The following is a 12,918-nucleotide window of genomic DNA, read 5'->3' as shown; positions in this document are numbered from 1 at the left end:
GTTAACAACATGTTTTGTCATTACCGCAACACGACTTAACTGTCTCCACCTTCTCAATATTCAGGCGAATACCAAACCATCTTGCTAGCTCATGACGTTTAGGGTATCGACCTGTCAGCACAATCTCACCATCAAGAATAAAGAGTGGGAGTGATTCGGCACCAGCGGTTTCCAGAAATGTTTTTACTTTTATGTTGTTAACAAACGCCATAGGCTCTTGCGCTAAATTAAAACGCTTTACATTCGCTCCTTGTTTTTTTAACCAATCTGCATCTGTTGCAAAGTCCACTAATGCTTGATCAACTTCTGTTCCACAAACGCCAGTGCTACAGCATAACGCGGGATCAAATACTTCGAGTTTTTTCATGTCTCAACCTTATATATGATTTTTCGAATATGTTAATTTAAAAAATTTTATATAGAACAGCGATTAGCAGATTCTTTTTTCTCTAAGCTTTTGAGTAAATCTGCGACTCTATTTTTCTCTGTGGCATAGGTGACATCAATGATACTTTTTACCCACGGTAGTAATGCCGGAGATAGCCGATAATGAACCCATTTCCCATGTTTTGAATCGAGTAGAAGACCCGCCTCTCTAAGCATTGCTAGATGTCGAGAGGTCTTCGGTTGCGATAAATTTAAGGCCGTATAGATATCACAGACACATAGCTCACCGGATGCTTTCAAAAGCAGCACGATATCGAGCCTTGTTTGGTCGCCTAAAATTTTAAACAGTTGTAATGGTTCCATGTGTACCTCTTTAACCTTTTCTTTAAATTATACCTAAAAATCACATACGTCAAATCGAATATGTTTTATTTATAAACCATTTGTTCCTTTTTGTACTAGTTTATAGAAAAGGTAAGAATCAATGATGATAATACCACGCTAACTCTCTAGCTTGGCTCAACGATTCAAATAAATAAGCAAATCAAAAAATTACGACAAAACGAACCATTAAAACGCTCGATAAAGCCATTTTGCTGTAGCTTATCGGGTTGAATATGGCATAACGCTATCTGATTATTTTCACAGTAATTCAATTAATTCACTGAATTTTAGGCATAAAAAAAGACATCAGTTGATGTCTATTGACTTCGAAATGGTACGCCCTACAGGGTTCGAACCTGTGACCTACGGCTTAGAAGGCCGTTGCTCTATCCAGCTGAGCTAAGGGCGCATAAGAGAAATGCGGCAACCTATACGGTTGATGGCGTTGAATTATACGGTTGCTACGCGCTGAGTCAATGGCTTTTCTCTACTAAAATAACTATCTGCTCATTTTATGTTACAGATTGAACTGACATTGGCGCTAACTTCTGACAAAATAGGCACATCCCCAAGTCTCATATATGGATTAAGTCACAGATGTTAGCAAAAATTATTGATGGGAAAACGATTGCGCAGACAATTCGGCAGGAAGTTGCCCAAAAAGTCCAACAACGTATAGAACAGGGCAAACGCGCACCAGGCCTTGCTGTTATCTTAGTCGGTGCAAACCCGGCTTCACAAATTTATGTCGGCAGCAAACGCCGTGCATGTGAAGAAGTGGGTTTCCTATCTCGCTCTTATGATTTGCCTGATACAACAACTGAAGCAGAGCTTCTAAAACTGATCGATGATTTAAACCAAGATACTGAAATCGATGGTATCTTAGTTCAGTTACCTCTGCCGGCGGGCATCGATAACGTTAAAGTTATTGAGCGCATTCACCCAGATAAAGACGTTGATGGGTTTCACCCTTATAATGTCGGCCGTTTATGCCAACGCGCACCACGTCTACGCCCATGCACACCAAGAGGGATTGTTACCCTGCTCGACCGCTACGGTATTAACACCTATGGGCTAAATGCCGTTATCATTGGTGCATCTAATATTGTTGGTCGCCCTATGAGCTTGGAGCTGCTACTTGCTGGCTGTACAACCACCGTGACTCACCGTTTTACAAAAGATCTTGAGCAACACGTTCGCAATGCCGATCTTTTAGTTGTTGCAGTAGGAAAACCGAATTTTATTCCGGGTGAATGGGTTAAACCGGGTGCTATCGTGATTGATGTTGGCATCAACCGCCTTGAAAATGGTAAAGTCACCGGTGATGTAGACTTTGATGAGGCCTCCAAATATGCCTCTTGGATCACCCCTGTACCTGGTGGTGTTGGCCCGATGACGGTAGCCACACTGATCCAAAATACATTGCAAGCGTGCGAAGAGTATCACGATATTTAATGAAATCAGGAGCTGTCATGGATATTTTCAGGCTTGAAGGCCACCCACACATAGAATTGTGTGATTTGCTCAAAATAGAAGGATGGGCAGAAAGCGGGGCAATGGCTAAGGCCATGATCGCTGAAGGCTTAGTGCAAGTTGATGGCGTAATAGAAACTCGCAAGCGTTGCAAAATCGCGGCAGGAAAAGTAGTTTCTATGGGCGACCAAAAAATCAAAGTTCAAGACTAAATACCAACAAGTAAGCTGATGTGCAGATCAGCTTACTTTTACCGCCATTTTCTCTATTAACATACTTTTCTCTCTCACTTACCACCGAGTCGGCTCATCTCAATCTCATCTTAAAATGAAGGCGAGTAAGCTTTACCCCACCAACGAGCTATAACTGAATAACTTATCTGTGACCGACATCCGAATTAGGAGAAATATTTGCACTCTATTCCAATAAACTATTCTTCCTAAACTAGATGATTAATTTAAGAAATTAATAGCCCAAGAATTATTTAGTCTCGAAATGTGATAATAACCGCCTATACCTATATTGCCTTTCTGCTGCACTGTGTGCCATTATCGAAAAGCAAGTTTGTAAGAGGTGCAACAACCACACCTAATAGCAACTCCTACTTGATTATGATAACAATTAATATACTTCTGTTTTCCCCCTTCAATGGGGGACTTTTTTATCTTACTTATTTTTATTTGAAAATTATATCAAGCTGCGCTGCGCCGGTTGCTTTCCCTGGTTTTTCCGTCTTATTAGGACATAGCGACCACACCAACGGCTGAGATTGTGAAGAGCTTGCGGTTTGTGCACCTATTTGCATGAAATTTAACCCTTGATTATTGACTGAAAAAGGGATACTTGAAGTCCTATCCACGCAGCCTACTGCATCTGCTGCCGCATTACTGCCAATATAGCCGCGCACTAATCCCCCGATTGTGCCATCACTATAGTGTAAGCTAATTGCATGATTTCCGACGGCAGTTGATGGGGCAACAGGCTGGCCTGAAATAGCAATTTGGAAAGCTCGCCCGTCATTAGCACCACAATTCACACTAATTGAAGATGTTGGATTGATAACGGGAAGCCCTTTTCTCGTATCAAATGAGACTTCTGTCGGCGTTGAAATGGAACAAGGTGGATAACTGACCGTCACTGTTCCGCTCGGAAAAATTAGATGGGAGACCAAATCACCCGATGAAGCTGATTTTATAAGATAAAGACTCGGTAACGTATAAGAGCCAGGCTTTGCATTATTACCAACATATAAAAATAACTCCCCTCGTATTGATGCCTTATTATTTTTCCTATTCGTATTCCATTGATGCTGAGTTGCTTCAGGCCAAGCAGAGCCACACCACATGGTCGACGCATTTTGTACTGGTGACGGTGTATAATTACCGTAGTTATCCCACGCCCCTTTTACAGTAACATCATGAAAAGGTCCTGATGTGCTCGCACCTGCTCCAACCGACGCAACCCCTGTTGCATTTGTACTACGAAAACCAATAATTATGTCCTGATCTACCCTATAACCTTTCATTTTACCCACCGTCATTTCATACGAGCTTGGTAAGCAATCAACCTTAGAAGAAGATGTATTAATACCAAAACCATCGGCCCTAATCGCGCTAGATGAATTTACGGCACTAATTTTTGTTAGGGTTATTTCGGCGTTCACATTACCAAGTGAAATAATCTCTTGGCCAGGCATCGCATTAAAATTTGCAGCCAACGCGACTGGATGGATAAAACCAAAGGCAATGACTGTGCTAGTCATATATTTATTAAACACTGAACTCATCATGGTTTTATATTTAAAATAATAATATTTCATGGTCAGGCAAATACCTTAATCTATTTTATAATTTCACAGGGGTACATGTATAAGTTACTTGGCGTATTGGTTGGTCTGCCTCTAACTCGATATTGGCTAAATCGAAGCGAACTTCACATTGTTTTTCTGTAGACTCCCCCCATTTAACCAATAATTTTCCTTTTTCAGGTAATCCTGTTAAATAAACCAGCCCTGAATCACCAACGATGCTGCTATAACTATCTGACGTATTTTGTAAGCTAGCTATCGCACCAAACGGCACATTGACATTATTCTTAATCAACGTCATTAACACTTGATACCCTCGTTTTGTCGCAAATTTAACCGGAACAACTGCGCCCTTACTCGGATAAATATTGATATTTGTTTGAGCAACATCGACATCATCAGGTAATGTTGTTGGGTCGATACTGATACTATTTCTCTTATAGTCAGAAAGATAAGGAGCTATACCATAACCTCGCCAATCAGAGTAAGAGGAACCATTATTAATACTGACATTCGGTGCATCCGGTAAATAAACTAATGCGACTGATTCCCCCATATTTTTTGTCAGTGTAAGTCCGCCGGAATGGAGCAGCATGCCGCCATTTGCGTTCATATTAAATGTCTTCATCTGGCTACTATAACTATACCCCGCGGTAATACTTCCCTTACTTCCTTGATAACCAGCATTAATATTACTGCTATTAGCGCCATCTTTATTTTCCCAACTTTGAGAAGCGCTATAGGTAAAATCACCATCCATCAAACTACCATTTATCCCAGTTTGAATTTGCGATTTACCATTGTTATCGCGTGTATAGTAGCTAGTAGAATAAATAGACTGTAAGGAATCTGAATAACCAAATACACTAAATGGAATACTTATGTTAAAGGAAATTTGTCTATTCTCAGGCCAATTTCCGTTATCATCTTTAACCCTATCAATAGTAAAGTTACTGCCATAAGTTATCCCTTTATAGCTATTACTGTAGCCAATCGAACCTCCAGTTTGGGTTCTAGAGCTTCCCCAATAATCATCACGCGTAGCTCGAAGGTAAATTGTTCCCCATTCTCCCATACGCTGGCTGACTTGAGTTTGGAAACTACTACGCCGTCTTTGCATTGACCACGGGTAAACCCCGTCTTCAAGCTGATAACCTTCAGAGTTAAATTCACTAAAATTATAATAGTTACGTGTTGAATAACGTAATGCGGTGAGATCTACGGAGGTTCCCGTATTCATCATACTTTTCGAGTAACGAAGGCGATAAGACTGCCCCGTTTTCCGTGAGTTGTGATTTAATTTTGCAGCAGAAGCCGTGATATCAAGAGAAATGGCACCTACGTTGCCTAGTGAAATACCCGTTCCTACGTTTGCAGCTTGGTAATCTTCAGCAGCTAATACACCACCATAAACTGTGGTGTCATAAGGTAACCCATAAACAGCCGTTCCTAATAAAAAATCGGCCTCGCGGGATTGATTCGTCACATTACCGTCATAACGTCCAACCGTAACTTCATATTTCCAGCCACCGGGCCTTAGCATGACAGGTAATGATGAGTAAGGCACAATGAACTTCCGTTCAGTACCATTTGCCTCAGTGATAGTGACATCATAGTCACCTGAAAGCCCTGCTTCTTGAATATCATTGATGTAAAAAGCACCTGGAGCGACATAGGTTTCATAGATAATATTCCCATTTTGGCGAACGGTTACCCTTGCATTACTATTCGCAACCCCTTCTATGGGTGGAGCATAGCCCCGTAGCTGGCTTGGTAGCATCTCTTCGCTAGAACTCAATTTTATACCGCGAAAAGGAACACTATCAAAAACATCACTCCCCGTATTATTTTCACCAACTAACAGCACAGAGCGCAGTGGGAATAATTCGCGGTATAAATATGTATTCGTAAAACGGGTATAGTGCTGGTTATTATCTTGGTTATCACCACCATCCGTTTTTATTTGGCTATGGGTGATCGTGCTCCGTAAACGCCATGCCCCCGCGTTCAAACCAGCTCTTACTGTTGCAAAGAAGTTATCGGTTTTTCTATCTGAGCTATACCGTGAACTATTTTCAGTATGCCCATAACTTAAATTATAATTCGCAATAAGTGCCGGGATCCCATAATCCAATAAGTCAGGATCGAGTACCTCAGTATGGCTCGATTTCATTGCTATCTGCGGAATACTGATTTCAAGTTCTAGAATAGAAATATCAAAATGTGTTGATGCATCTGGGATCAAAGCCGGCAAATTATCAATCGGGTAATCTAACGGCAAATCCTTTGTTGTAGGAAGTTGCTTAATATTAACGCCATGTTTTTCTAGTAGCTCAGGTGTTAATACTGGAGAAACAACGCCTTGTTTATTTTCCTTAAATGTAATTGGAAGTTGCCCAATACCGACCTTATTAATATAAACAGAAACGAGATATTCACCCGGAGCAATACTCCCTTTTTTAGAATACACGGATAAATCAACTTGATCGGTTTCTCCCATTGCTTGTAAAAAAGCAGGATCAAAATAATCTTCTGCGGTAGCGGAGTGAATGCTTAACATCAAGCACAACGCAATAGGATGCCATGTAAACTTAGCTGGACTTACGCAAGCAGGTAGTGTGTGCTTATTTCTATTCATATTTATATCCATTGACTTATCAATAGCAAAATTAAGCCTAAAGCAGTAAGTGCTCTTTTTTACTTATATTCATTTCAATAACGAGTTCTGAAATAATTACAATAAACGCGTATATTGCTGTGTTACTCCACCATCTTGGTCAATTAAACTCCATTCAAGCTCACCTTTAATATTCTCAGGTAATGGATACCGCTGTTGCCCCATAGGTGGAACCATTTCAAATAGAGATAAAGAGTCAACATCTTGATTGCCCACTTTTATTGAATAAAAAGTGACATAATAAGGTGTTGGATTTTTAACAATTAAAGAGTCCTTATCACGAGAAAAAACTATTTTTTTTGATATTTCATCAGTACCATATTTGGGTAAACCACTTGGGCGATAAAAAAGTTTTAAATGATTCTGTGTCGCAATAATCATTTGTGACTTTCCTGTATGGCCTGTTTCTTTTTTCTGATTAGGTATCGCCTTAATGTTAAGAATAAATAGTGACTCACGATCTTGCGGCATTTTATGATTAATTGATTTAATCATTAATACGACCGCGTCTTTTTCATTTATTTTTTCTAATGGCGGCAAAACAATAAAATCAGGCTTATTAAGTCCATCATCATTTGGGTTTACAACTTGAGATTGCAATAAATAAGCCATATTACTGTAATTAGTCACTTTAAAGGGTACACCTTTTTTCGCAGACTCTGGATAAATGACCCTTGTCGATTGCATGGCAATGCCATCATGCTTCACCATATTTTGCCCATAAGATGAAAGAGAAAATAACCAGAAGCAATGAAAAATAAACAAAGTAAACCATGATGAGCGTCTCATTATTTTTTCTCCGTATGACCCATTAAATAATGATACTCTCGGCTTTCTCCACCAAAATCATTAACAACTCGCCAAGTTACCTCTTTAGCATTTTGGTTGATGTGATATTTTATTTCCGAAAACGGTGCAACCATCATTCCATTATTTTGATTATCAATTTGTTGTCCATTCACCTTTAACGAAGAAAAGGTCTGAAAATAGGCTGTTGGGTTATTTACAACTAAAACATTTCCTTTTTGTTGAAAAGTGAGTTGTGATGCTGACGAATTTACACCCTTGATAATACTTTCAGGGCGATAAAATAGTTTAATCACCATTTGCAAACCAAAAGAGACTTGTGAGTAATTATCACTCTCCTCACTTAATCCTTCCTTAGGTATACTCGGTATTGCTAAAAAGCTTAAATAGAAAACCGATTCCCTATCTTTAGGTAGATGCTTTATCTGATTAGGAACAATCACTACCGTATTTTGACTTTGTGGCTCCATTCTAAATAATGGTGGATTTACTAAAAAGGGAGCCTTTTCTAAGCTATCAGGTGAAATAAGTGCATTAACTTTAATTAAATAGGTATTATTGCTACGATTTTGAATCGTTGCTTTTGTGTTTTTATCGGTCTCTAAAAAGATCACACGCGTTTGATTCAATAACACACCGCCATCCGCAATAGCGCTATTAAATAGAGAACTAAGCAATAATGTTAATAAAGCTAAGAAATATTTCATCATCGTTTTCAGTCATAAAGAAATTGAAAAGTTACGGTGCTGTGTAATTTCCCAGCTTGTAATTCGCCACTACAATTCCCGCATGAAATTGTTGCCGTAAATGGTATTTTGGTTTTATTCAATATTGATAATGGACTTTCTGCCACCCAATTAGCATTAATTAATCCTGTTTCGGCTACATTAGTATTTTTCTTGAAATAAGTATTTCCTTCAGTACTAAGTAAAAAACCATACCCTTTAGTAGTTGAGCTTGCTGAGTTCACATATAGATGACGCCCACCAAGGGTTTTGCTTTCCCCCGTAACTTTAATTTTCGGCGTATAGTGTGTTAACCCTTTACTATCACAATCAATAAAGTCTAAGGTAAATTTTTCTTGTTTAGCTGTACCATTTTTAACCTGAGAGGTCGAAATATTAGCGCCATTATTAAACGCAATAACTGGATGACTAACGCTAATTTCACATGTGCCTTGAAAGTATTCAGCTGAAAAATTTATTTGAACTGGTGCAGCCTTTGCTAAGGGTAAATAACTCAATGTCAGTATCATCAAGCTAATTTGCGTCACCCGCTTTAATTTCTTATACAATGTAAAAAAATTCTGCACAGTGGCCCCTTACTTTTCACTGAAAAAGAACGGTAAATGTAATATTGGCTTTTAAAAAATCAGGGGTAACTGTGTTATCCACGCTTACAAGCCCAATCCCAAAATACTCGGTACTTGAAAATTGGTTCGATGAATTTAGCGGTGTTAAAGCCACCTGTTTTCCTTGATTTTCTAGCGCGTCACCATTATAGAAATCATTTAATCCAAGCTCTTTTTTACCATGCTGGATCATAAACCCTGTGCCATTAGGCGTACTGTCTAAAAAAACTTGATTATTACCGCTATAAGGCGTTATGCCTTTTAATGTTAATAACGGTGTGGTATTTCCCCCTTCACAGGTCACTTTTGCTGAAATAGGTTGAATTTCAACTGTTGTTTTTGCTGTTGGGAAACTAGCAACCGAATAAGGCTTAAAATGTAGCGCCTTATCTGATAATTCAATGGAACAACTACCATCGACTAAGGAAGCCGACAAATCAACTTCTGCAGTACCTACCGCATATAATTGGCCAATGTTAGTTAGCATCAGCACAAAAAAGATCGAGGAAGACTTATTGAACCCAACCATCGAATTGATCCTTTCCGCCAAAGTCATTGATTGCGCTCCACTGTACTTTGCCTTTTTGGTGAATATCTTGATACAGCATGTCACTAAAAGGCGAAATCATGGTATTACCTAATTTAGGCTCCAGCTTAGCGAGCTTATTGCCCACTTTGATTTCACTGAGCGTAATATAATAAGGTGTCGGATTGGTCACCTTTAAGCCATTATTTTGCAAAGAGAACTTCAATAAGCCCATTGCCTCTTTTTGGCTGACAGAAAACTGAACAGGTCTATAGAATAATTTTATTGTGTTTCCCGTTGCGATTTGCAATGAGCCTGCTAATTTGGGGGTAGAGTTATTATCTAACCTATCCGTTGCAGGTAGCGCTATTGCTCTAAAATAAAAAATAGACTCACGATCTTTAGGTAAGTCATTTTTAACTTTTAGAATTTTAACTTGATTCAAGTCACTCGGTTCTAAACGGAACATTGAAGGTGTGGTGATAAAATTATTTTGCGCTATTTGCCCCTGTACATCACGGTAAATTTGCGTACGAACTAAATAAGGAGTATTCGAATTATCTTCACTTTTGATAGTAATATTAGCCCCTACATTATCCTGACTTTCATTATAAATTATACGAGTTCCATGCAGCACGATCCCCGCCATTGCTGAAGTTGTACTCAGTAATAATAATATGGTTCCGATAACTCTAAATACTTTTACTATCATTTCCCTATCCTAATAATTCACCTTAAACGATAAAATGAAGCGCAGGGCTCTGCGCTTCAAATATTATTAATTACTCAGATGCGTAAGAAATAATAATTGGCGCTGAATAGGCACCAACAGCAGGCGAGGCATCCGTTGTACCCATACCAACTTTGAAGGTATACGTTATTGGTGCAGTATCAGAAACAGTCACAGGAATTGCTTTGTTTGCAACAACTTGATCGGTTTTACCCTCTTCTTGCAGCATAAAGCCAACGGTTGAACTTTCACCAATGAAGATATTTTTTGCAGTATTTGAAGTAGCCGTTGTGCCTTGTACATACAGTGCACCTTTATCGGATGCCTTGTCACACGCATCTAATTGTACGACAAGTGGAGTATCACCGTTTTGTACATTTGGACTAAAGGTATCTTGAGCAAATTTACCTACATAAAATACTGAATTACCACCATTAGCAGTCACATTACAAGTTACCGCCGTAATTACACCATTAAGTGTAATATTGTCACTATTACTACCAGCAACAGCACCTAGGCTGACACCGGTAAATAACATCGCTGTAATTAACTTAGTTTTAAAAGCCATGATATACCTCATGAACAAGTAGTGATTAATAGAGCCTAAATAGACCCCACAACAAATACAAAATAAAGAAATAAAAAATCAATTTAAAACAAGAATAGGAGTTTATTCCTACTCATCAGAATAATAGATAAAAATAAAAGTATGTAAATACCTACAATTTTAATAATTGAAAAATATCACGTCATTATATTATTTTTACCTTTATATAAATCTAAGTTTTTATTTAAAATAATATAGTAAAAACACTTAAAGCGAAAAAACAAGCAACAAAACCCATAACGACTAAATATTAAACACGAAATTAGAATATAAATTTATATTAGATTCCATTGGTAGTTTTTTATTTCAATTAGGTGTTAATACTTATTATCGTTAGATGACAATAACTGTTATTTATTAAAAAAGTTAAAAATAATTAATTATTATAAAATACAACTTATCCAAAATACACTTATTATGATAGTCGCAAAAAGACCAACCTTGCGTTTACTCCCAAAATAACGCTGTTTTTTTCTATCTCTATTTTATAAATATAAAGATAATTAATATGTGATACCGCATAAAGTTTAATTCAGCTAATCTATTAAGCTGAATCGATAAAAATTTGACTTATTGCGCTAATAATAGGGCTAGCTGTTGAATATCGATAGATATAATAAAACCCGTTAAAATGATTGAGTGCTATCTACTCAAATTTTAACGGGTTGATTTTAAATAAAGATAAGACTATTTACGGCGCCAAGTTGTTCCTTGAGCACCATCTTCTAATACGATTCCCATTGCAGTCAGTTCATCACGGGCTGCATCAGCCAATGCCCACTCTTTATTTTTACGAGCATCATTACGCTGTTTAATTAACGCTTCAATTTTAGCCACTTCTTCGTCGCCTTCACCTTGAGCATTACCTTGTAAAAAGGCTTCCGGGTCTTGCTCAAGTAAACCAAGCACACCCGCTAATTTACGTAACTCAGAGGCCAATTCATTGGCTGCAACCTTATTTTCTGACTTCAGTCGGTTGATTTCACGCGCCATATCAAACAGTACGGAATAAGCTTCAGGTGTATTGAAGTCATCATTCATGGCATCTTCAAAACGTTTTTTAAAGACTTCACCACCCGCTGGGGCGACTGATTTATCAGTACCCCGTAAGGCAGTATATAAACGTTCTAAGGCTGTACGTGCTTGTTTCAAATTCTCTTCAGTGTAATTAAGTTGGCTACGATAATGACCAGATAGCAAGAAATAGCGCACCGTTTCAGGGTCGTAATACTCAAGCACATCACGGATAGTAAAGAAATTATTCAGTGACTTAGACATTTTTTCACGATCAACCATCACCATTCCTGAGTGCATCCAATAATTCACATAAGGACCATCGTGAGCACAAGATGATTGCGCAATTTCGTTTTCATGATGTGGGAACATCAAATCCGAACCACCGCCGTGAATATCAAAATGGTTACCCAATGCTTTGCTATTCATCGCGGAACATTCAATGTGCCAACCAGGGCGACCTAACCCCCATGGTGATTCCCAGCTAGGCTCGCCTTCTTTTGACATTTTCCAAAGAACGAAGTCCATCGGATTACGTTTTGAATCAGCAACTTCAACACGTGCGCCAGCTTGCAGTTGCTCTAGGTCTTGGCGAGACAATTGACCATAATTTTTATCCGTTTTGACTTCAAACATCACGTCACCGTTATCTGCCACATAAGCGTGACCTCGTTTAATAAGCAGATCGGTGATTTCGATAATTTCATCAATATGCTGGGTGGCTCGCGGCTCACTGTCTGGGCGTAAAATATTTAATGCATCAAAATCTTTATGCATCTCAGCTAACATCCGTGTTGTCAGCGAATCGACGGTTTCATTATTTTCAGCTGCACGTTTGATAATTTTATCGTCAATATCTGTTACATTACGCACATAATTCAGGTCATATCCCAAATAGCGCAAGTAGCGGCTAATCGCATCGAAAGCGACGAAGGTTCGACCATGACCAATATGACACAAGTCATAAATGGTGATACCACACACGTACATCCCTATTTTCCCTGGATGAATGGGTTTAAACTCTTCTTTTTGACGACTCAGTGTATTAAAAATCTGTAGCATCTGAACTATTCCGTTTAATGTGTACGTGTTTTTCCTTACTGGCTTACCTTGATTCAAGCCGCAACACAAACGGCGACTGCCTTTAACGCTAGC

13 protein-coding genes, 1 tRNA gene and 1 pseudogene are annotated in these 12,918 nt (G+C 38.6%); 2 read left to right on the top strand and 13 right to left on the bottom strand.

The window, feature by feature from the left end; all coding sequences use genetic code 11:
• Window position 1: 1 nt before the first annotated feature.
• The 4 genes and pseudogenes from arsD to I3B46_RS06075 all read right to left on the bottom strand — a co-directional run bounded on the left by arsD (window position 2) and on the right by I3B46_RS06075 (window position 1,180).
• A complete protein-coding gene (gene arsD / locus I3B46_RS06090; protein ID WP_004922301.1) occupies window positions 2–367 on the bottom strand; it encodes an arsenite efflux transporter metallochaperone ArsD in 366 nt (121 codons plus the stop codon).
• Between the two features lie 47 nt (window positions 368–414).
• Window positions 415–750 (bottom strand): metalloregulator ArsR/SmtB family transcription factor, encoded by a 336-nt coding sequence (locus tag I3B46_RS06085; RefSeq protein ID WP_004922304.1) that lies wholly within the window; start codon window positions 748–750, stop codon window positions 415–417.
• A 127-nt stretch (window positions 751–877) separates the two neighbouring features.
• Window positions 878–1,043 (bottom strand): annotated as a pseudogene (locus I3B46_RS06080) (integrase core domain-containing protein); the annotation flags it as partial.
• 60 nt (window positions 1,044–1,103) lie between these two features.
• A tRNA-Arg gene (locus I3B46_RS06075) sits at window positions 1,104–1,180 on the bottom strand.
• Between the two features lie 188 nt (window positions 1,181–1,368).
• On the opposite strand from I3B46_RS06075, the gene folD reads away from it, so the two are divergent.
• Both folD and ybcJ read left to right on the top strand, forming a co-directional pair.
• Window positions 1,369–2,226, top strand: coding sequence for a bifunctional methylenetetrahydrofolate dehydrogenase/methenyltetrahydrofolate cyclohydrolase FolD (gene folD / locus I3B46_RS06070; RefSeq protein ID WP_004922311.1), 858 nt, complete (start codon window positions 1,369–1,371; stop codon window positions 2,224–2,226).
• A 17-nt stretch (window positions 2,227–2,243) separates the two neighbouring features.
• Window positions 2,244–2,456, top strand: a complete 213-nt coding sequence (ybcJ, locus tag I3B46_RS06065; protein ID WP_014656527.1) for a ribosome-associated protein YbcJ — start codon at window positions 2,244–2,246, stop codon at window positions 2,454–2,456.
• Window positions 2,457–2,920: 464 nt separating this feature from the next.
• Here ybcJ and I3B46_RS06060 read toward each other — a convergent pair whose 3' ends face one another.
• From I3B46_RS06060 to cysS, 9 genes are all read right to left on the bottom strand, one after another.
• On the bottom strand, window positions 2,921–4,030 hold the full coding sequence (locus I3B46_RS06060) for a hypothetical protein (RefSeq protein WP_223854862.1): 1,110 nt from the start codon (window positions 4,028–4,030) through the stop codon (window positions 2,921–2,923).
• 58 nt (window positions 4,031–4,088) lie between these two features.
• Window positions 4,089–6,689 carry a fimbria/pilus outer membrane usher protein gene (locus I3B46_RS06055; RefSeq protein ID WP_014656528.1) on the bottom strand — a complete coding sequence of 867 codons (2,601 nt, stop codon included), beginning with the start codon at window positions 6,687–6,689 and terminating at the stop codon, window positions 4,089–4,091.
• 96 nt (window positions 6,690–6,785) lie between these two features.
• The gene (locus I3B46_RS06050) at window positions 6,786–7,517 is read right to left on the bottom strand and encodes a fimbrial biogenesis chaperone (RefSeq protein WP_036941261.1); all 732 of its coding nucleotides are present in this window, start codon (window positions 7,515–7,517) and stop codon (window positions 6,786–6,788) included.
• Complete coding sequence (locus I3B46_RS06045) at window positions 7,517–8,245, bottom strand: fimbrial biogenesis chaperone (protein WP_036941264.1); 729 nt, start codon at window positions 8,243–8,245, stop codon at window positions 7,517–7,519. The genes I3B46_RS06050 and I3B46_RS06045 overlap by 1 nt, the downstream gene beginning before the upstream one ends.
• A 5-nt stretch (window positions 8,246–8,250) precedes the next feature.
• Complete coding sequence (locus tag I3B46_RS06040; RefSeq protein ID WP_014656531.1) at window positions 8,251–8,847, bottom strand: fimbrial protein; 597 nt, start codon at window positions 8,845–8,847, stop codon at window positions 8,251–8,253.
• A 16-nt stretch (window positions 8,848–8,863) separates the two neighbouring features.
• Window positions 8,864–9,415 carry a fimbrial protein gene (locus tag I3B46_RS06035; RefSeq protein WP_004922332.1) on the bottom strand — a complete coding sequence of 184 codons (552 nt, stop codon included), beginning with the start codon at window positions 9,413–9,415 and terminating at the stop codon, window positions 8,864–8,866.
• Window positions 9,399–10,124: a fimbrial biogenesis chaperone gene (locus I3B46_RS06030; RefSeq protein ID WP_014656532.1), complete on the bottom strand. Its 726-nt coding sequence runs from the start codon at window positions 10,122–10,124 to the stop codon at window positions 9,399–9,401. Before I3B46_RS06030 ends, I3B46_RS06035 begins: the two co-directional genes overlap by 17 nt.
• Window positions 10,125–10,194: 70 nt before the next feature.
• Window positions 10,195–10,710: a fimbrial protein gene (locus I3B46_RS06025; RefSeq protein WP_014656533.1), complete on the bottom strand. Its 516-nt coding sequence runs from the start codon at window positions 10,708–10,710 to the stop codon at window positions 10,195–10,197.
• A gap of 726 nt (window positions 10,711–11,436) precedes the next feature.
• Window positions 11,437–12,825, bottom strand: coding sequence for a cysteine--tRNA ligase (gene cysS / locus I3B46_RS06020; protein ID WP_036943984.1), 1,389 nt, complete (start codon window positions 12,823–12,825; stop codon window positions 11,437–11,439).
• Window positions 12,826–12,918 lie beyond the last annotated feature (93 nt).

The organism is Providencia sp. 2.29 (assembly GCF_015832305.1).
GTDB lineage: Bacteria > Pseudomonadota > Gammaproteobacteria > Enterobacterales > Enterobacteriaceae > Providencia > Providencia stuartii.
Note: the sequence above shows the minus strand (reverse complement) of the source record. Positions and strands in the feature narration are given on the sequence as shown.

What these genes read in the sequence shown, in the direction of transcription:
- arsD (WP_004922301.1), bottom strand. Translation starts at nt 367, where the DNA reads ATGAAAAAACTCGAAGTATTTGATCCCGCGTTATGCTGTAGCACTGGC.
- I3B46_RS06085 (WP_004922304.1), bottom strand. Translation starts at nt 750, where the DNA reads ATGGAACCATTACAACTGTTTAAAATTTTAGGCGACCAAACAAGGCTC.
- folD (WP_004922311.1), top strand. Translation starts at nt 1,369, where the DNA reads ATGTTAGCAAAAATTATTGATGGGAAAACGATTGCGCAGACAATTCGG.
- ybcJ (WP_014656527.1), top strand. Translation starts at nt 2,244, where the DNA reads ATGGATATTTTCAGGCTTGAAGGCCACCCACACATAGAATTGTGTGAT.
- I3B46_RS06060 (WP_223854862.1), bottom strand. Translation starts at nt 4,030, where the DNA reads ATGAGTTCAGTGTTTAATAAATATATGACTAGCACAGTCATTGCCTTT.
- I3B46_RS06055 (WP_014656528.1), bottom strand. Translation starts at nt 6,689, where the DNA reads ATGAATAGAAATAAGCACACACTACCTGCTTGCGTAAGTCCAGCTAAG.
- I3B46_RS06050 (WP_036941261.1), bottom strand. Translation starts at nt 7,517, where the DNA reads ATGAGACGCTCATCATGGTTTACTTTGTTTATTTTTCATTGCTTCTGG.
- I3B46_RS06045 (WP_036941264.1), bottom strand. Translation starts at nt 8,245, where the DNA reads ATGATGAAATATTTCTTAGCTTTATTAACATTATTGCTTAGTTCTCTA.
- I3B46_RS06035 (WP_004922332.1), bottom strand. Translation starts at nt 9,415, where the DNA reads ATGGTTGGGTTCAATAAGTCTTCCTCGATCTTTTTTGTGCTGATGCTA.
- I3B46_RS06030 (WP_014656532.1), bottom strand. Translation starts at nt 10,124, where the DNA reads ATGATAGTAAAAGTATTTAGAGTTATCGGAACCATATTATTATTACTG.
- I3B46_RS06025 (WP_014656533.1), bottom strand. Translation starts at nt 10,710, where the DNA reads ATGGCTTTTAAAACTAAGTTAATTACAGCGATGTTATTTACCGGTGTC.
- cysS (WP_036943984.1), bottom strand. Translation starts at nt 12,825, where the DNA reads ATGCTACAGATTTTTAATACACTGAGTCGTCAAAAAGAAGAGTTTAAA.